This window comes from Paenibacillus sp. 11B (assembly GCF_030487755.1).
Classification (GTDB): Bacteria; Bacillota; Bacilli; order Paenibacillales; family Paenibacillaceae; genus Paenibacillus; species Paenibacillus vandeheii.
Genome location: NZ_JAUKNS010000002.1, coordinates 703,559 through 724,464 on the forward strand (window position 1 = coordinate 703,559; position 20,906 = coordinate 724,464).

Consider the following 20,906-nt stretch of genomic DNA (forward strand, 5'->3'; position numbering starts at 1 on the left):
TATATGATGTGAATTAGTCCTGTTGCGGTACAAGCCACATATAGGATGAATACGGGCTAAGAGAGATTTCTTGCTCCAGTGCAGGCGATGCTTCTGTATTGCCAATCAGCAACTCTGCTGATTTACCCGCAATGTGATCATTCCAGACAGCATCCGAGAAAGCAAAAGATACGTCCCGCTTGCTGAAGTTGGATACTACAATGAGCGTCTCGCTTCCATTGGTCCGCGCATATGCAAATACATCCGGATGTGCTTCGTCCAAACGTTCATACAGACCATCAGTCAGCACACAAACCTGTTTACGCAGAGCAATCAGCTTGCGATAGTGATAATAGATCGAATTCGGGTCAGCCATTTGCTGGGCCACATGAATCGACGGATATCGTTCATCCACTTTGATCCACGGTGTACCTGTAGTAAATCCGGCATTTTCGCTTCCATCCCACTGCATTGGTGTCCGGGAATTGTCACGGGAACGCTCTCTCACAATCTGGAATGCTTCCTCAGCAGATTTGCCTCGTTCTTCCTGAAGCAGTCGATACATATTTGTCGATTCAATATCACGGAACTCGCTAACGTCGTTCCAGACCGGATTCGGCATCCCGATCTCTTCGCCCTGGTATACGTATGGTGTTCCCTGCATGCCATGAATGGTTGTAGCAAGCATTTTGGCACTCTCAGCACGATAATCGCCATCATCAGCGAAACGAGACAACGCACGGGGTTGATCATGGTTGTTCAGGAACAACGCGTTCCATCCACCACCGGCCTGCATGCCTGTCTGCCACTCACTGAACAGCTGCTTCATCGCTTCGAAATCGTAAGGCATAAGCTCCCACTTCTGTCCGTTCGGATAATCCACTTTCAGATGGTGGAAGTTGAACGTCATCGAGAATTCCCGGGAAGCAGGGTTCGAATATTTAATACAGTGCTCCAGTGTTGTAGAGGACATCTCCCCAACTGTTACCATATTGTGTGGTCCAAACACGTCTTCATACATCTCCGTAATGTACTCATGCACACGTGGGCCATCGGTATAGAACTTGCGTCCGTCGCCTGGGGAAACGCTACCATCATCATCAGGGAAACGCTGGTCCTTGGAGATCAGGTTGATAACGTCCATGCGGAAACCATCTACACCCTTCTCCGCCCAGAACTTGATCATGTCCCGTACTGCCTTGCGTACCTGCTCGTTCTCCCAATTCAGGTCAGCCTGTGTTTTGTCAAACAACGTCAGGAAATATTGTCCTGTCTGCTCATCATACTGCCACGCAGGTCCGCCAAACTTGGATTGCCAGTTATTCGGTACACCACCGTCCGGCGCAGGGTCCTTCCAAATATAATAATCACGATAAGGGTTATCCTTGGATGAGCGTGATTGCTGGAACCACTCATGATCCGTAGAGGAGTGATTCACCACGATATCAATCATCAGCTTCATGTCACGTGCCTTCAGACCTTTAAGCAGTTCGTCAAAATCCTCCATCGTACCAAAATCAGGATTAATCCGATAATAGTCCGCTACATCATACCCGTTATCATGCTGCGGAGATACATATACCGGCTGCAGCCACACGATATCAATACCGAGATGCTGCAAATAATCCAGCTTTTCGGTTAATCCCCGTATGTCTCCGGTACCCGATCCGGTTGTATCGTTGAAGCTCTTGGGATATACCTGATACACCGTGGAGGTTTTCCACCACGATGATGAAGTTGTGTTCGTTGAACTCATGTTAACGCCTCCAATAAATTGTATTGCTTATATGGTTCTCTTGGCCTAACTTCATTTATATATTACATAACTAAACATGTATATACAAGTTGAAACTTAAATATGCTATGTTTTGCCTCTTTTACACATTCCCCATTAATGATTCCTCTGTAACAATTATTTTGCCGCATACGTTCGTGAACTCCATGATATCTGTATCCAAAACAAAAAAAGACGTCTGTCTCCCCACCATTTCATGGGGGTAAACAGACGATTCAGATTTAAAAATTAGTTGAGTTAACATCTCAAGCAAAGCCCGTTCACTTCCTGTTTTTTACAGCATTTCTGTCGAAATGATTCCTTTACCCTGTTCTCTTTTGTTCAAATTCACCGAGGACAAGGACGCTTGATCTTCTCTTTCCAGCTCTTCGGCACTGATCTCTCCAGAGAGCACAGCCCGCATACGTGTTTGGTCCAACAACCCTTCCCATTTTGCCACTACAAATGCCGCAACACAGTTGCCCATCAAATTCGTGAATACTCGCATGGTATCCATGAAGCGGTCTGCACCGAGCAGTAAGGCAACTGCAGCTACCGGGAAGGCATTCAGGGCCGCCGCAGTAGCAGATAAAGCAAGAAACGCTGAGCCAGGCACACCTGCCATGCCCTTGGAGCTAAGCATTAATACCAGTAAAATCGTAATCTCCTGTCCCAGTGTTAGATCAATACCAACCGCCTGAGCCAGAAACACGGTTGCCAGCGATAGGTAGATCGAGGCTCCGTCCAGATTGAACGAATAGCCTGTTGGAACTACGAGCCCGACGACCGCACGATCACAGCCTGCTTTGGTCAGCTTGTCCATCATTCGGGGCATAACGACTTCCGAGGAACCTGTGCCAATCGCCAGCATGACTTCGGAGCGGGTATATTTTACAAATTGCAGAAAGTTCAGTCCTGTAATCCACCAGGCAGCCAGGGCAAGCATCACCAGGAATAACAACGCCGCTCCATAACATGCAATAATCAGCAACCCGAAGGATGACAGTGTGGAAGCACCATAGGCTCCTACCGTATAAGCCATAGCTCCGAAAGCACCGATTGGCGCCAGCTTCATGATGTATCCGATTATGCGGAACAGAATACCCAGTACATTTTCAATCAACGTCAGCACATTCTCTTTTGCCTTACTCTCCGTCGCCGCCAAAGCTACCCCAAATAAACAGGCAACGAGCAGCACTTGCAGCAATGCGTTCTGTGCAAAAGCATCGACAACACTTGTCGGGATAATATTCATAATAAAGTCCACCACATGCGGCAGCTCGGAACCATTGGTTTTGGCTTCGATGCCGCTGGTATCCAGAGTCGAAGGGTCCACGTTCATGCTCGCGCCAGGACGAAGCAGATTGGCAGTGCCAAGTCCAAGGACAAGCGCAACCGTCGTTGCAATCTCAAACCACAGAATCGCTTTGAGTCCAATGCGGCCAACCGACTTCAGATCACCGATTTTGGCAATGCCTGTCACGATCACCATAAAGATCAATGGTGCAATGATCATTTTGATCAACTTGATAAAACCTGTTCCGAGCGGCTGCAGCAGACTGCCCAGATCAGGCCACAGAATGCCTACACCAATTCCGATGATAACCGCTACAATAATTTGAAAAAATAATGATTTCACAAATGACATGAACGCTCCCCCTGTTTTCGGTCAATTCGGATTTCCGGTTGATTCCCGTGTAATTTTTTATAACATTCGGGGAAGGTTTTCAACAATGCCAATTGCATTTTTTTGTGATCCGTACCAACTATTCAGGTCAAAATTGAACTTGAAACCGAAAAAAGACGAATATCACGTCAGTTATCTTGACGTGATATTCGTCTTTAGCTGTTACTTCTTTTAGTATTGAACAGTGCTTAAGAGATCATTAGAGAGTAAGGGACTGTCCTGGTGCCAGCACGCGACCTTCCAGACCTCTCTCAGCCAGTTGCTGAACAAAACGTTCCGCATCCTGACGGATGACCGGAAATGTATCATAATGCACCGGAATCGTCAGCTTCGCATTGAACCACTCGGCGGCTTGAAGTGCATCCTCCGGCCCCATGGTGAAATGTCCGCCAATAGGCAGGAACGCTACGTCGATATCATGACGATCACCAATCATTTTCATATCACCGAACAAGCTAGTATCCCCGGCATGCAAAATGGTTTTTCCACCTATGTTAATAATATATCCTGCAGGCAATCCTGCGTACATGATCCGTTGTTCCTCTTCCAGCACGATGCCGGATGTATGGAAAGCCTGAATCATTTTGGCTTGGGCAAAACCAAGATCCACCGTTCCACCCATGTTCATGCCTATGGTGTCCAGACCTTTCCATGACATATATGTAGCCAGCTCGACAATGGCAACCACCTTGGCATGATTGGACTTGGCAATCGGTTCAGCATCCAGAATGTGATCCATATGGGCATGTGTCAGCAAAACAGCATCGGTCTTGATATCTTCCGGTTTGGTGACAGCAAGTTCATTGCCACGCAGGAAAGGATCAATAATCAACGACTTCTCTTCTGTTCCCAGTTGTACACTGGAGTGTCCGTGGAAGGTAATATTCAGCAACTTGTTGTCCTCCTGACATATGTGTTCTTTTCGATTGATTTCAACATTTATTATAAATCAAACCTCTTCGCCAAAGCAAAATTGTACTCTTATCGCTGCATTTGATAAACTCTTGCTTCATACGGCTGAAGGAGAATTGCACCTTCATCAGTGGAATAACGTTTGCTTGCATTGCTGATGAGTAGTTTGGCACGCTCAGCTTGCCAGCCTTCCGGCCAGTGCATCTCAGGCTCATGCTCACGGAAATTCAGGATGACCAATATCTGCTCATCATCCAGTGTTCGGGTATAGGCATAGATATCAGGGTCATCTGGCAGCAACAGCTCATATGCCCCGTAGATGAGCACTTTATATTGTTTGCGAAGTGCAATCAGCCTGCGGTAATAATGTAAAATGGACTGTGGATCACGTTCGGCATCGGCCACATTAATCTCGGTATAATTCTCATTCACCTGAATCCATGGCTGGCCATCGGTGAATCCGGCATGCTCCGTATCATCCCACTGCATCGGCGTACGAGCATTATCCCGACTCTTGCGCCAGATCGCCTGCATGACTTCATGCTTGGCTTTACCTTGACCAATATAATGATTGTAATAATTCTTCGTCTCGATATCCCGGTATTGCTCAATATCCGAGAAGACGACATTGGTCATGCCGATCTCTTCTCCTTGATAAATGTACGGCGTACCTTCCAATGTAAGCATCCATGTAGCCAGCATCTGGGCAGATCGCACCCTGTACCTTCCATCATCACCGAAGCGGGATACCGGGCGCGGCTGATCATGATTGCCCATATAATTGGCATTCCAGCCTCTGTCATGCAGCACGGTTTGCCAGCGGCTCATAATTTCTTTCAGCTCGGGCAGCTTCCACTCCCGATAGTTCCATTTGCCGATTCCGGACGATTGGGCGTCCACAAACATATGCTCAAACTGGAACACCATATTGAGTTCATTCCGATCTGTCCCAACATAGGCCAGCGCCTGTTCCGGTCCAAGCCCCGAAGTCTCTCCAACGGTCATTGGACCGTATGGCTTCAGGATCATGTCGTTGAGTTTGTTAAGAATCGAATGCACCTGTTCGAGATTGGAAAACAGCTGGTACGCTGGAACGACTGGCAGATTATCCGGATTATGCGCGCTTGGTAACCCCTCTGCCTTGGCGATATGCGCCACCGCATCGAACCGGAAACCATCCACACCTTTTTGCAACCACCAGTGCACCATCTCATACATCTCTTCTGCCATCTTTGCATTGTTCCAGTTCAGGTCGGGCTGGTGTTCAGAATAAAGATGCAAATAATATTCATTCGTTTCAGGATCATGCTTCCACACTGAACCCCCAAAATAGGACTCCCAGTTGTTTGGAACCTGGCCATTTTTGCCTGAGCGCCAAATATAATAATCCCGTTTCGGATTCACTTTCGATGAACGTGACTCGGCAAACCATGCGTGTTCATCCGACGTGTGATTCAGCACCAGATCCATCATGATCTTGAGACCACGCTTGTGAGCCTCGGCCAGCAAACGATCAAAATCCTCCATCGTGCCATATTTGCGTAATATAGAGTAATAATCCCGGATATCATATCCGTTATCATGACCAGGTGAATCGTAGATTGGACAGATCCAAATCACATCCACGCCAAGCCCAGTCAAATAATCAAGCTTGTCATATATCCCCTGCAAGTCACCCAAACCGTCCCCATCCGAATCTTTAAAGCTGTTGGGATAGATCTGGTACACCACACTCTCTTTCCACCAAACGATATTGCCCACCTCGCCTTCATTACTTCATTCTTCATTACTATATAACCCGTTAGTATGTTTTATCCGAAATGCCCCTTTTATAAACACTTTGAAAGACTCAAGAAGGTGCAGGAACACAAAAAGACCCGATCATTGACCGCTAGTTGCAGTTCAATCTCGAGCCCTTCCCTGTGAGTATAGGAATAAGGCAAACCCTATGTATCCAATCCAGGCCCCCACTGTATTCAACATAATGTCATCGACATCAAACGAACCCAGGCGGGTAATCCATTGTGTAACCTCAACAGCGAACAAAAGTAAGACGACAACCCCTGTAAATGGCCAAAACTTTCGGCACCTGCGGAATAACCAGGGTATCCATATGCCAAGCGGGATGAACAAGACAATGTTGCCAAACAGGTTCTTCACCCAGGCTTCCGTGTGGTATCTGTCTCTTTCAAAAAGTAGAGGCTTGATCGTCTCTAATGGTACTAAATTATATTGATAATTCACGCTAGGCGTTCTCCCGTTGACAAAGAGCAAGTTCCCCATAATCAACATGTACAGCACTGCCATGCAGGCAACGATAGCGAGCATCCGTCTGGAGTGGAGCCACGAGCCTTCGTTCATTATCTGAATTCCTCCGTCCTTTTTTCCGCGGAGCGGTAAGGTCTATTTTACCGGGATATAGATCTTCATGTCCAGTTGCTCAGGGGTAGACTTCCATACACTTCCCTACATCCGGCACCTCAAAATCCGGTCCTTCCCTTCCTATCACCTTCTTCAAATTTCACCGAAACCAGTTGATCATAGTCATTTCCTGACTATTGTTCAGTAAGCCAAAGTAGAAAAGACTATGATCACCCTGATCACCGTAAAACATAGTTACCTAAACAGAACCTAAATGACAGCAGCCTAAATTTAGCTGGTTTTCATCCATTTGTTTAGCTTCTATTCAACTTGGTCTACTAGAATTGTATATGAGGGAGCAATTCAAATATGTTCCTCGTCACTTAGCAAATGAAAAAAATAATTTATTGTAGGAGTGTTTATAATGTCAATCAATAGGGACAAGCTGCAAGAATCATTGAATCCTGCCCTTCGGGTTCGTCCCCGCGTAGGATGGGGTGTTCTCACCTATTTCCTCTACAGCGCAGTCTTCTACGCGATCTTCTTGCTCAACGGCATCGACTACACACGAGTGGGTGAAAGTGAACGGACCCTGCTTCTCTGGTATATAGCACCACTGTCCGGCGGTGCCGTGCTGACCATCACAATGGTCACGATCTACGGATGGTGGCGCCCTAGCCTGGTTGAAAGACGGCGTCTTTCTCGATGGACAATGACTCTTCCCATCATTATGATGGTCATCGCGATCGTGAACATGCTGACCGGCGATTTCACCCGTGTCTCGCCCCTCATGTGGCTGTATCTCATCTTTGGCAGTATCATGGTCGGCTTCAATGAAGAGATGATCAACCGAGGTCAGTTGATCGTTGCTCTGCGCAGCCGATTCGGCGAAACCGGGGTCTGGCTGCTCTCAACAGCGATGTTCGCAGTCTTCCATCTGCCAAACATGTTCTGGGGCATCGGAGCGGGAGCCCTGTTCCAGGTAGTGGTCGCTTTCGGCCTCGGTTCGATCTTCTATCTCGCCCGGCGGTCTACCGGTTCTCTCGTGGCCTCCATATTCCTGCACGGGTTCTGGGACTTGAGCGTTTTCTCAGCGAATGGCGCATCGGCGTTACCCATCGCTGGTTTACTAGCTCCCTTGTTGGTGATCGCTGCAGTGATCACGGTTCCGATCATCCTCCGTCGTGAAAAGCGGCGCGATACGGCCCAAAGCGTGTCACGACCAGTCGGCTAATTCATACAAAAGTCCCCTTGTACAACAAGGAGCGCTCTCTGATGAATGTATATGAATCCAACAGAGATCAAACCTAGTGTACAAGGGGGTTTCTTTGTTAAACAATAATTCTTTAACCTTTCCAGTGTCCAGATACCGGATGAATGCCCCAGATATCCGTCGCATATTCACTGATGGTGCGATCACTGGAGAAAATGCCGGATTGAGCCGTATTCAGCACCGCCTTGCGTGTCCAGCCCGATACATCGCGGTATGCTGAATCAATGGCTGCATGGGCATCGGCATAGGCAGCAAAGTCACGTAATACAAAGTACTCGTCGCCATGCGCCAGCAAGGAATCATAGATATCCCAGAATTCACCGTCACGTTCACAGAACGCACCTGGATGTACCAACTGCTCCACCACCTCGCGAATCCGTTCATCCTGCTGTACAATCTCACCCGGTCGATAGCTGCCGGAACGATAATACTCAAGGACTTCATCTGCCCGCAGACCAAAGATAAACATATTGTCTTCCCCGACCTGCTCTGCCATCTCGACATTCGCACCATCCATCGTACCGATGGTTAATGCACCGTTCATCATAAACTTCATGTTACCGGTACCGGAAGCTTCCTTACCTGCAGTCGAGATTTGTTCACTGACGTCCGCTGCCGGAATGATTTTCTCCGCAAGAGAGACTGAATAGTTTTCCAGAAAAAACACTTGCAAACGATCGTTCACGGCCGCATCCCGATTTACAGTATCTGCCACCGTGTTAATCAGCTTGATAATTTTCTTGGCAAAATAATAACTTGGCGCTGCTTTTGCTCCAAAGATGAATGTACGTGGCACGATATCAAATGAAGCATCGCTCTTGAGCCGGTTGTACAAATGCATGACGTGCAGAATGTTCAGCAACTGCCGTTTGTAACCATGAAGCCTTTTCACCTGTACATCAAAAATGGAATCCGGATTGACAGCTGTTCCTGTATGATCCAGGATATACGCAGCTAGCCGCTCCTTATTGTGGCGTTTGATGGATTGGAATTGCTGCTGGAATGAAGCATCATCCGCAGCTCCTACCAACTCATTCAGCCTTCCCGGCTCTGTAATCCACTTCCCGCCAATCGTATTGGTGATCAGATTCGACAGGTTCGGGTTGGCATGCATCAACCAGCGGCGATGAGTGATGCCATTGGTTTTGTTGTTGAATCGCTCCGGGTAGAGTGCATAGAACGGCGCCATCTCCCGTTCCTTCAATATCTCGGTATGCAGAGCCGCCACACCGTTGACGCTATGACTGCCCACAATCGCTAGATGAGCCATCCGCACCTGATCGTTCGCAACAATCGCCATGTGCTGAATACGATCCGGGTCTCCTGGATAACGTTCGAGCAGCATGCCGCAGAATCGTTTATTGATCTCTTCAATGATCATGTAAATACGTGGCAGCAGCTTACTGATCATGGCTACAGGCCATTTTTCAAGCGCCTCACTTAATGTTGTATGGTTTGTATATGATACCGTGCGGGTTGTGATATCCCAAGCTTCATCCCATCCATAGCCTTTGACATCAATTAAAATCCGCATTAGCTCCGGAATGACCAGTGTTGGGTGGGTGTCATTGATATGGAACGCCACTTTATCCGGCAACCGATCATAGGAAAGCTCTAATTTGTTAAACGTACGCAAGGCACTCTGTACACCTGCTGAACACATAAAGTACTGCTGTTTCAATCGGAGCAGCTTACCTTCGTATTGGGAATCATCGGGGTACAAAAACTCTGAAATGGATTCAACCGAACGACTGTAATCGAGATATCCGTAATAGTTCGAAGGGGTATCCTGCGATGTTTCCCGCTTCGGCTCCGCACTCCACAGCCGTAATGTGTTTACATGGGGCTGACCATAACCAATGACGGGTACATCATAGGGCACAGCTACAACGGATTCCGCATCCTTGGTAACAAATTGGTAATGTCCATCCTGTTCATGGGCTTCCACCCGGCCCCAGAATTGTACCTCTACCTTTTTGTCCGGACGGCGGACTTCCCATTCATTTCCCTTATCAAGCCAATTATCAGGTAATTCCACCTGATTGCCGTTGATGATTTTTTGCTCAAACAAGCCATATTTATATCGAATTCCACACCCATGTCCTGCATAACCGAGCGATGCCAATGAATCCAGGAAACAGGCCGCGAGTCGTCCCAGACCTCCGTTACCCAGACCTGCATCCGCCTCCTGCTCCTCCACATCTTCCAAAGAGAAGCCCAGTTCAGCCAGACTGTCACGAACCAGTTCCAGTTCATTCACATTTAGCAGGTTGTTGCCGAGCAGACGTCCAATCAGGAATTCCAGCGAGAAGTAATAAACCTGTTTATCCTGGCGCTGCTTAAACCCCTGATTCGACGCCGCCCAATCCTGACCCACATATTCACGAATCATGCTTCCAAGTACGTGATAAACATCCTCCTGCGTCGCTTCTGCTAACGGTTTGCCCAATTTGCTGACCAGATTCCGCCTAAAAATACTCTTGAACGTTTCCTTGTTGTCAAACAAAAGAAGGTTCCTCCCGGTGAAATCCTGTAGGATCGTGGCGGTTCACACTTGTTTCTTACACATGAGTGCTACACCTTTCAAAGCTGCACTTTCGGCTAAGAGCCCGTTCCGGTTACGAATCGTTCTTCCGATCGCTGTTGTCTCTCAAATTTCTTGATGAACATTATAAAAGGTTGAAATTTGGAGACAAAGGCGAACGCTGACGCTTCTTCAGAATCGATCTCGTCACCTCCACTGCGTTAGCACGTATAACCGTAGCTTTAGCTGTGGCACCCATGCTTCGAAGCAGCATGAACCTTAAATCCATCCTACAGGATTTTTATTTTATATATATTTATAGATGATATCGGTTAAGTGTTGGTATTAGATAATAGTACTCTTTGCCAAAATATACGGGTTGGACGGGTCGCCGATCAGCGTCTGGCCACCGCTTAGCTTCACATCTTTGTCGAGAATAACGTTCTCCAGAACGGCGCCTTCTCCAATGTAGCATTTTTGCATAATAATAGAACCTTTAATTTTGGCACCCTTCGCCACATGCACCCCACGGAACAGAATGCTGTCTTCCACTTCCCCGCCTACAATACAGCCGTTTGCAAGTAGGGAATGCTTCACCTCAGCGGTGTCCAAATATTTGGCCGGAGCCTCATACTTAATCTTGGTCTGAACAGGCTGTTCCTTGAACAGTTGTTCATATAGTCCGCTATTTAACAATTCCAGACTGTTGCGGTAATAGCTGTCGATTGAATTAATCACGGCATGATAGCCATCATAGGCATATGCAGCAATGTTCAAGCCATCCGGGTTTTTCTGGATTACATCACGGAAGAAATGGCTTTCTCCATGAGCGATGCAGCGCTGCACCTGGCGCAGGAACAGTTCTTTTTCCATAATGAAAATTTCTGTATATATATTCGGGTGATCGGCGCTTTGGTGAATGTCCACCACATTGCCATTCCCGTCATCTTCAACTTTGACACAGGCGTCATGCTCAGGCAGAAGTTGATCCACTTTTTTGCAAACCAATGTCACATCCGCGCCCTTGCTTATATGGTACCTGTACACATCCTGCAGATCTGCTTTGGTCACGTGCCGACTGCCTGCATGAACGACATATTGCCCGGAACCCCGACGAAAGAAATCGAGATTATTGTGAAAATGCTGCAAATCCCCTTGTGACGTATCGGTTGGATCGTTCCAGTCCGGGGGCAGAATAAACATGCCTCCATGCTTGCGATCCAGATCCCACGGCTTACCGTCTCCCAGATGATCCATGAGTGAACGATACTTCCGACGGACAAATACGCCGATACTCTCAATGCCAGCATTCATCATATTGGACAATACAAAATCAATCAGACGGTAGCGCCCGGCATATGGCACCGCGGCTCCGCAGCGAAAGTACGTCAATTCCTTCAATTCCTCAAGCTCATGGTCAAGGTTAATAACTCCGATCAATGGTTTCATCGCATGCACCGTCCTTTGGGGTTAGATTAGGCTTTGCTTGTCATTCCCTCGTGAAGCTGACGTTCCAGTTCTTCCTGATCAACCAGTAATATATCACTTTCATCCTCAGGGGCAGGCGACAGATGCACTCCATCCGGAATCACCAGTCCTTCGGCAATAATAGCTTTGTGGATACGTACATGTTGTCCGATCTTCACTTTTGGCATGATCACTGAATCTGTGACTGAGCTATTCTCACCCACCTCAATTCCGTAGAACAGCACCGAGTGATTAACCTCACCATGTACAACACTGCCTTCACTGATGATGCAGTTCCGCACCTTCGCAGAAGGTGAAATATATTGCGCAGGCTGATTGGGGTTACGGGTAAAGATACGCCAGTCGGGGTCGTTCAGATTAAACGGTGTCTCCTCATCCAGCAGGTCCATATTGGATTCCCACAGACTGCGGATCGTACCTACGTCCTTCCAATACCCCTCAAACGGATAGGCGTATAGTGATTTTTCATTTTCAAGCAACAAGGGAATGATATCTTTGCCAAAATCATAGGAGGTGGATGCCTGTTGTTCGTCCTGGATCAGGAAGCGCTTCAGCACATCCCACTTGAAGAGATAGATACCCATGGAAGCAAGCGTACTCTTGGGTTCAGGAGGTTTTTCTTCAAATTCGTAGATGCGATAATCATCGTGGGTGTTGAGCAACCCGAACCGGCTGGCTTCTTCCAACGGAACGTCAACGACCGATATGGTGCAATCTGCATCCTTTTCCTTATGGTATTGAAGCATTTTCTCGTAATCCATTTTATAGATATGATCCCCTGACAAGATGAGCACATGCTCAGGATCGAATTGTTCGATAAAATTCAGGTTCCGGTAGATTGCATCCGCCGTACCTCGGTACCAGTTACTGCCGTCTTCACGTTCATGAGGAGGAAGAACATATACCCCGCCATTTTTGCGGTCTAGATCCCAATCGCTGCCAATGCCAATATAGGAGTGCAGCACGAGAGGTTCATATTGGGTTAACACACCAACCGTGTCGATGCCTGAATTGGAGCAGTTACTAAGTGGAAAATCAATGATACGATAAGTTCCGCCAAAATAAACAGCGGGCTTGGCCAGTGATTTGGTCAATCCCTTTAACCTTTTGCCTTGCCCTCCAGCGAGCAGCATCGCTACAACTTCTTTTTTTGCCATCATTACAGCCTCCTCCATGTGCATTCGTTCTGATTCATTTCAGAGCCCATAATCCGATATGTTGTTGTGTGGACACTTTTGTCATGATTAGGAGCATGCTGTACAGACTATGTTTCATCGAAATTGCAGCCGAACGTCATTCTTGTAGTGTCTGAAAGTAGATGATACATGCAGAATTGCCTGGACTTGTTGTGTAGAGGTGATAGGTGGATGTACAAATTAAGGTGTACCCCGTGAAAAATGCAATACACGACTCCTATATAACATTAAACACGAAACGGGTTGAGGAATCTTGCTGGAAAACTTCGACAAAAGTAAAAGTGGATATCACTCCCTCCCTATATGCCGCTGTTATTAAATATTGTATTCGATAATAGGTCTTCAAAATCCTTTTGTTTTGCTCTTAACATTAACTGGAAAAATAAGTAATTAAATTTTAAAACTATATGATAAAAAAGCCGAGATCCCTCCCGGCCTATTTCTCCTTTTATCCACTGGATAATCTCATCCCCATCCCTGTTTTCAGCGGGACTTTCCATTCCATTATACGAATTGCTATGATACTCTATATAATTTTACGGAACAGCTCCATCACTTCTTCCTTGGAGGGTTCATACGGATTACTTGGTGCACAGGCATCTTTCATGGCGTTATCCGCCAGCCATTCAACATCAGGGTCTTTCACACCCAATTCAGACAGTTTCTCGGGAATGCCAACCTCCTTGGAAAGTTGACGAATGGCCTCAATCACATAATCGGAGCATTCCTCATCACTTCTGCCCTTCACGTCCATACCGATCGCTTTGGCAATATGCCGGAATTTACCGGGTACATGCTTGGCATTCATCTCTTCTACATAAGGAAGCAACATCGCGTTACATACCCCATGTGGCAGATCATAGACTCCCCCAAGCTGGTGAGCCATCGCATGAACGTAGCCCAAGCCCGCATTGTTAAAAGCAATCCCGCCAAGGAAACACGCATAAGTCATATGCTCTCTTGCCTCCAGATCACTGCCATCCTTAACGGCTCTGGGTAAATATTCAAAGATCAGCTCAACGGCTGCTGCCGCTGTGGCGCTCGTTACAGTAAAACCACCAGGCGTCACCATGGCCTCTACCGCATGGGTCAACGCATTCATGCCCGTGGCGGCAGTAAGACTGGCCGGTTTGCTCAGCATCAGTTCCGGGTCATTCACCGACAGGTCGACGAGACTGTTTCGATCCACCATCACCATTTTCACCTTGCGTTCCTCATCTGTAATCACGTAATTCATAGTCACCTCACTCGACGTGCCCGCTGTTGTGTTAATCTCAACTAGCGGCACGGACTTGTGTTTCGATTGATGTAATCCTTCATATTCACGGATATGTCCACCGTTGGTTGCTACAATGCCGATACCTTTGGCAGCATCCTGCGGTGAACCTCCGCCTATCGATATAATGGCGTCACAGCCATGATCCTGAAATACTTGAAGTCCGTCATGTACATTCTGACAGGTCGGATTGGGCTGAACCTCATCATATATCACATAGTCTAACCCTGATTTTCTTAGTATAGACAGCACTTGTTCAGCAACGCCGCAAGAGATCAATCGACGATCACTTACGACAAGCGCCTTGTGAATCCCCATATTCTGTATCAACTTGCCTGCTTCCTGTAAACACCCTCTGCCCATCAAGTTCACGGGCGGAACATAATAAGCGTGTGTTGCCATCTGAACCAGCCTCCTGTTACCCCTGATTTACTGTCTTTATTGTAACTGAATCCGTTTTCAGATATAGTGAAATAAATCACAACCAAGTTGATAAATGTTTCATCTGGACGAAATCATCCAATGATTGTGTCTGCTCTTCAACAACTGGCTCATCAGTGCTTGAAAAGAAAAACAAGTTGATCTTGGATTCACAAATCAAATTGAAAAACAGGGGCTATCCCAGGTCATGTTTCATGACTTCTGGGACAGCCCCTGCAAATCTTCAACATGCAAAAAAACGTTTAACGAACCCGGCAAACTTTATTCGTTCAATCTTCATCATTCACAATCCAGAAGCTCCTGAATCGGCATGTAATAGACGGGATAGGGTCTGCCTTGTTCAAAACCAAGCTTACCAGCTATTGCGATGGAATCATGACGAAAATCCTCTGTCGTCCAATGTGGAACACAATTCCGTTCCAAAACGAATTGCACATAAGCGCTTGCCATGGCCGTAGCCAGACCCTTGCCCCGGTGTATCGGATCGTAGGTATTGATACCTGTTTCGTGGTGAATGCCACTGACAAACACCGAGATACACGTACCTACAACCTGCCCCTTATAAACCGTACATGTGCCTGCTCCGTATCGGAAGAAGTCCTCCACTGAATGCCAGAATTTCAAAATTTCATGCTCAATGATACCACTTTTGTCCTCTACCATTACAGCTTGGTCGATAACTTGAAGCTCATATCCAGGAGGAACGAACAAGGAGCTGGAACTGCGTTCCCGCCATTGTTCATACTTCGCAAGATTGAATTGAAAAGGAACCCGCACCCCTTCTCGCAAACGCCCATTAAACATGTGATGCAGGACTGGAGCCCAGTCTGAGCCTGGGTCGGGGTACACTTCGAGATTCAGCATGTCTTCGCCAGCGCTTAACGCCTCAGGGAAAAGCTCCTGAACGAGTACCTCTCTGACAAGACTGTTGAACTGTTCATTATCCGATCTTCCGATCAGATAGAACATTTCGTTTTTTGCCCAGATCAGTGCACTTTTTGGAGCATGAAGCCGGTCTGCATAGACGCGTCCGCATTGAAGCCCAGCAAGCACTCCACCCATGACCACATGCCCGTTCGTACCCGAGATGAAGGGTGTCAATTGATTCCTTTGGGACGGTTGATTCAGTAAAACCAACATGGTATAACCTCGCATTCTTTGTATAGGGTAGGTAAATGAATACATTCAAATCTGCCCTGCCTCAGAATGCGATAACGTCTGGTCTATTCCTCGTTCCCTTTCACCTCTTCGAGCTTTATTTTTATTGAACTAGAGTATATTTACCCTTGCCACTCCTATGACAGAACAACCTTTCGATCGCTGTTATCCCCAGATTTTTTTGATTCCCTCTTTAAAAGGGAAAATCCGGGGATAAAGGCGAGCGCTCCGCTTCTTCAGGTTATTTCTGTTCTCTGCGTTATCGTGTAAATGTTTAGTTCAATATATATAGCTTACAACGCCTTATCGTCTACTCCATCCAACCAGGCTTCAATATCGCCGATGACGGAGGATACGCAGCCGTCTTCAAACGGAGAATTCAGACCAGCCAGTTCGACCAATCCTGTGAAGGACAGACTTCCTCCGGCTTTACACAAAGTCAGGTAGTCAGCCCATGCGGACTTCATATCCTGGTTGCTGCGTTTCCAGAACTGGAATGCACAGATTTGTGCCAGTGTGTAGTCAATGTAATAGAAAGGCGACGAGAAGATGTGACCCTGCTTATGCCAGAATCCGCCTTGTTCCAGATAGACGTTATCCTTGTAATTGATATGCGGCAGATAAGTCTTCTCAATGTTGCGCCATGCCTGCTTGCGCTCCGCTGGTGTTGCATCCGGATTGGCATAGACAAAATGCTGGAATTCATCGACGGCTACACCGTAAGGAATGAAGAGCAGTCCGGAAGACAGGTGATCAAACTTGTATTTGTCCGTATCTTCCTTGAAGAACAATTCCATCCAAGGCCAAGTGAAGAATTCCATGCTCATGGAATGAATCTCTGCGGATTCATACGTCGGCCAATTGTATTCAGGCACTTCAAAGTGACGGCTCTCATATACCTGGAACGCGTGACCCGCTTCATGCGTCAATACGTCGATATCGCCCGATGTACCGTTAAAGTTGGAGAAAATAAACGGTACTTTGTAATCGTTCAGGAAGGTACAATACCCCCCGCCCTGCTTGCCTTTTTTGCTCACCAAATCCATCAATTCATTCTCGGTCATCATTTGGAAAAACGTATCCGTTTCCGGTGATAATTCAGCGTACATTTTCTTACCATTGTCAATGATCCAGTCCGCATCCCCTTTAGGAGTAGGGTTACCCGTCTTAAAGCTGAATCCTTGATCGTAATAATAAAGGTTATCCACATCAATCCGGCTGCGCTGACGCTCTCTGAGCTTCGTAGCTACAGGCACGATATAATCACGGACTTGCGCTCTGAAATTGGACACCATCTCCGCGTTGTAATCCGTACGGTTCATACGGTCATAGCCGAGTTCCACATACGATGGATATCCCAGCTTCTTCGCGATTTGCGTACGTACTTTCACCAATTCGTCGTAAATGCGATCGAATTCAGCTTCATGTTCAGCCATAAACGTATATCTTGCTTCCGATGCGCGTTCCCGCATAGAACGATCCGTGGACAACTCAAAAGGGTGCAGCTGCGGTAATGTGCGTTCTTCTCCTTCAAACGGAATTTTGGCCGAAGCAATCAGTTGGTTGTATTCCGTAGAAAGTTTGTTCTCTTTCTGAAGGTCTTCGATAATTTCCGGGCTGAAAGTCTTCAGGGACAGATCTGCCAGCTGGAATAACTGCGAACCCCATTTTTGTTCCAGTTCAGCACGGAATTTGGAGTTCACCAATGCCCGATAATAATCGGTAATGTATTCTTGAATGATCGGAGAGCTTTCATCCAAAAATTCGTTTTCTGCTTTATAGAACGTATCATTGGTATCAATGGAATGACGGATATAGACCAATTGTGCCTGAGTCTCAAAATCACTCCGCAGCGAGTTAATTTTGTCCATATATCCACTCTGCTCTTCAACCGTATTCGCAGCTTCAAAACCACTCAGAAGCTCACGGAATGACGTTTTGATTTGTTCCAGATCGGGACGTGTATACGTATACTCACTAAATTTCATTTATGTACACCCTTTCCTATTAGGCATATTTCGGGATTCCCCGAGTTGAACTAAACCCTATTATACAAAAGAGCAGCCTAAAAATCCCATCTTTACGAAAAATATTTGTCCATCGGTCAAATGGAACAACATCACTCGTTACATATATTACGCTTGAATGTCAGGTATGACATGCATGTAAAAGATGCTGCATCAGCAGGGAATGGATCTCCCTCCGAGCAGCATCTCATTGAATCAGGAATAATGCGTGATAAATGGAGCAGTTACTGAACGTTTACATACCAATTGGAGTAATTGATCTGGCCGCTTCCTTTCGTAATTTCGGTTCCATATTCAACACTGCTGACATATTTGCTGTTGGTAAAGTAACTTTTGGAGATCAGATAATCGGTGAAATTTTTGACGTTGATGCTAAAGTTGTTGGGGGATTGAGACTTTTTGAGGAACGAGTATACCCACCATTGATGCACCCCATTGTCGGTAATTTCGCCACGATATAGATCATAGGTCTGTCCACCAATGGATACATCCGAAAATACTTTGGAACCAATGGGTCCTACACCGGAAGTCCATTCGTTCCAGATCATAATTTCTTCGGTCGGTGTACTTGACCAGGTCGCATTCCCGATGTCATGCAGCCAGATATCATACGCATTATTATATTCTCCATTGGTGTTGGACGCCTTAGAATAACCTACTCCGGTATTGATACTTTTGTTTGCAGACAAACGTGTTGGCAGCCCACTGCCTGGTGTATAGCCCTCTGTCCAGTGCCAGCCGCTGACAAGAGAAGGATAGGCTTTGACTCCACCAGACGTTGTTGGCCAGTTCCAAACGTAACCCAGGTCTGTATTACTGTTCACATACACGGACTGGGACCACCCACTGACACTCGAACTTCCCCAGCTATTGTTGAATATATAATACTTGTTGTTGCTGAAATTAAGTTTGGCATACGCTGTGGAATCCGATGCTGCACTGGCTGTAATGGGAACGGCTGCAATCAGTAATGACATAACCAACAGCATCCATGCTTTCTTGCCTGATCTTTTTTTCAACTTCAAACCCATAATGTTAGCCTCCCGTAAGTTTTATTGTAAACGCTTACAACATTAAGTGTAAAACATTTCCATGTACAAGCATACCACTTAAATCCGACATTATTTCATGCTATTTTTAGACTTTTTGGGATTATATACAAATAAGCCCACCTCGCAATACGTTACGAAGTCAGCTTATAGGCTTGTCTTTTTATGTTTCTTTTAATAACCTTAGTGTTGATCGTTGTCCATAATCTTATAGAACCAGCCCATTCCGAGCATTCCCACAACCATAATAATCCCCATAATAATGATATATGTCATGAATGTAACCCCCCTGCTCCGTTTTTCTTCAAACTACTACCAGTTTACACGGTGAAACCCCTTTTGAGTTGACTGAACATTGACAAAAATACGAAATCTTCATTTTCACTCCATATATTGTGTCCTTTTTCATTGTAATTTCAATCGTCATATCACTAATTCAACAGATTTGCATTGATATTTGATTTTCCCGCCTTGCCCTTGCAGGGTACAAAGTTTCATCCGTCATACTTACGGTGTATACTATACTTCTATGAAATGGAATTGGATTATACGCAGAAAGGTTTGAACTGAATGTCGACTCGCATACCCTATTATCGTCAGCTATTATTCGCTTTTTTACTTACTCTTATGCTGTCTATCCTATCCGCCTGTGCTGATGGTGAAGCTCATGTCACGGTCAATATGGACGGTTCATCGGATCTGGATCTGAATCTCAGCGTAACCGACTCTGCTCTGGGAATGATGGGACAAGACAATCTCATGACATTGCTCGCAGATTCGTTGAAAAAGAATAATTTCCAGGCTGAAGTCTCGGACCAGGGAGATCGCACAGAACTCAAAGCGACGACCCATTATGAGAAAAGTAATACCGTCTCTACCTTCAGCACGTCGGATCTGCCTGATGGAATCCAGGTGGAGCAATCCACTACACCTGGTTTTTTCACTTCCAAATTGCATATAGCTGCGGAAGTAGACCTGCTGCAGACCGTTCCCGACGGTGAGGTCAAAGACCAAATTAACAAGGTGCCTGGATTTCTCAAAAACTTGCTGCTGAAAGATGTGAATTTTGATTTCAAGCTGACTCTTCCAATCAAGGCACAGGAATCCAATGCAGATCTGGTCGAAGATCATGGAAAAACTCTAATTTGGCACGTCTCCCCACTGGATACGAATAAGCTGGATTTAACCGTACAGGTCCCAAATATTCGGAATATCATTATTACGGGGGGCATTGCCTTGGTGCTATTCATTGCATTACTTATTTGGTTTATAGTCCGTCGCAGACGAACCAGAAAGGCGCGGAAAATATAACCACAGCTCAAGAAGCTTGGATGATATGACTACTATTTCACTTCCGACTTGCCAAACGGTGTTATGGATAGTAGAATACATCCGTACTGTGTGAACGGTTAAATTAACTATGGAATTGCTAAAGAGGTGACAGATTTCATGAATATCCGGGAATGCCCACTGCCTGGTATCGGAGTTAAGTACCAGTTTGATACAAAAAGCGGTAATAAGTTGGTCATTGTTGTCCACGAAGACGGACGCCGTGAATTGTTCTCGGTGGACCCAAGTGACAACGAAGAACTCACCCTAATTGCAGAACTGGAAGATGACGAGTGCGTAACCCTTTCGGGGTTAATCGGAGGATGGTCCTGACATCTGTGCCAGGCGATTAGATTAACAACACCGATGAAAGACGCAAATAACCTGCCCCTGAAATTTCAGGGCAGGTTATTTTTTTCGATAAGTTGCACT

Annotated in this window: 15 protein-coding genes; 3 read left to right on the plus strand and 12 right to left on the minus strand. The window is 46.3% G+C overall.

Annotation, left to right across the window (positions count from 1 at the left end; genetic code table 11):
* Positions 1–13 precede the first annotated feature (13 nt).
* The 5 genes from treC to Q0V21_RS11525 form a co-directional block, all read right to left on the minus strand.
* Positions 14–1,735: an alpha,alpha-phosphotrehalase gene (gene treC, locus Q0V21_RS11505; RefSeq protein ID WP_301878974.1), complete on the minus strand. Its 1,722-nt coding sequence runs from the start codon at positions 1,733–1,735 to the stop codon at positions 14–16.
* Positions 1,736–2,048: 313 nt separating this feature from the next.
* Entirely contained in the window at positions 2,049–3,401 is a 1,353-nt protein-coding gene (gene dctA, locus Q0V21_RS11510) for a C4-dicarboxylate transporter DctA (protein WP_301878975.1), read from the minus strand.
* Between the two features lie 238 nt (positions 3,402–3,639).
* A complete protein-coding gene (locus Q0V21_RS11515; protein ID WP_301878978.1) occupies positions 3,640–4,332 on the minus strand; it encodes a metal-dependent hydrolase in 693 nt (230 codons plus the stop codon).
* 89 nt (positions 4,333–4,421) lie between these two features.
* Complete coding sequence (locus Q0V21_RS11520; RefSeq protein ID WP_301878980.1) at positions 4,422–6,113, minus strand: glycoside hydrolase family 13 protein; 1,692 nt, start codon at positions 6,111–6,113, stop codon at positions 4,422–4,424.
* A 141-nt stretch (positions 6,114–6,254) separates the two neighbouring features.
* Positions 6,255–6,713 carry a VanZ family protein gene (locus Q0V21_RS11525; protein WP_301878982.1) on the minus strand — a complete coding sequence of 153 codons (459 nt, stop codon included), beginning with the start codon at positions 6,711–6,713 and terminating at the stop codon, positions 6,255–6,257.
* Between the two features lie 424 nt (positions 6,714–7,137).
* On the opposite strand from Q0V21_RS11525, the gene Q0V21_RS11530 reads away from it, so the two are divergent.
* Positions 7,138–7,947, plus strand: coding sequence for a CPBP family intramembrane glutamic endopeptidase (locus tag Q0V21_RS11530; protein ID WP_301878984.1), 810 nt, complete (start codon positions 7,138–7,140; stop codon positions 7,945–7,947).
* A gap of 112 nt (positions 7,948–8,059) precedes the next feature.
* Here Q0V21_RS11530 and Q0V21_RS11535 read toward each other — a convergent pair whose 3' ends face one another.
* From Q0V21_RS11535 to Q0V21_RS11565, 7 genes are all read right to left on the minus strand, one after another.
* Entirely contained in the window at positions 8,060–10,492 is a 2,433-nt protein-coding gene (locus Q0V21_RS11535) for a glycogen/starch/alpha-glucan phosphorylase (protein ID WP_301878986.1), read from the minus strand.
* Between the two features lie 363 nt (positions 10,493–10,855).
* The gene (gene glgD / locus Q0V21_RS11540) at positions 10,856–11,959 is read right to left on the minus strand and encodes a glucose-1-phosphate adenylyltransferase subunit GlgD (RefSeq protein WP_024631848.1); all 1,104 of its coding nucleotides are present in this window, start codon (positions 11,957–11,959) and stop codon (positions 10,856–10,858) included.
* A gap of 26 nt (positions 11,960–11,985) precedes the next feature.
* On the minus strand, positions 11,986–13,155 hold the full coding sequence (locus tag Q0V21_RS11545) for a glucose-1-phosphate adenylyltransferase (protein ID WP_285077410.1): 1,170 nt from the start codon (positions 13,153–13,155) through the stop codon (positions 11,986–11,988).
* Between the two features lie 565 nt (positions 13,156–13,720).
* Positions 13,721–14,872 carry an iron-containing alcohol dehydrogenase gene (locus Q0V21_RS11550; RefSeq protein WP_301878987.1) on the minus strand — a complete coding sequence of 384 codons (1,152 nt, stop codon included), beginning with the start codon at positions 14,870–14,872 and terminating at the stop codon, positions 13,721–13,723.
* Positions 14,873–15,190: 318 nt separating this feature from the next.
* Entirely contained in the window at positions 15,191–16,051 is an 861-nt protein-coding gene (locus Q0V21_RS11555) for a GNAT family N-acetyltransferase (protein ID WP_301878989.1), read from the minus strand.
* Positions 16,052–16,362: 311 nt separating this feature from the next.
* Complete coding sequence (locus Q0V21_RS11560) at positions 16,363–18,057, minus strand: M3 family oligoendopeptidase (protein WP_301878990.1); 1,695 nt, start codon at positions 18,055–18,057, stop codon at positions 16,363–16,365.
* Between the two features lie 263 nt (positions 18,058–18,320).
* Positions 18,321–19,127, minus strand: coding sequence for a glycoside hydrolase family 12 protein (locus Q0V21_RS11565; RefSeq protein WP_301878992.1), 807 nt, complete (start codon positions 19,125–19,127; stop codon positions 18,321–18,323).
* Positions 19,128–19,715: 588 nt separating this feature from the next.
* On the opposite strand from Q0V21_RS11565, the gene Q0V21_RS11570 reads away from it, so the two are divergent.
* A complete protein-coding gene (locus Q0V21_RS11570) occupies positions 19,716–20,456 on the plus strand; it encodes a hypothetical protein (protein WP_301878993.1) in 741 nt (246 codons plus the stop codon).
* Positions 20,457–20,594: 138 nt separating this feature from the next.
* Positions 20,595–20,807: a cation:proton antiporter regulatory subunit gene (locus Q0V21_RS11575; RefSeq protein ID WP_029881135.1), complete on the plus strand. Its 213-nt coding sequence runs from the start codon at positions 20,595–20,597 to the stop codon at positions 20,805–20,807.
* The last annotated feature ends 99 nt before the right edge of the window (positions 20,808–20,906 follow it).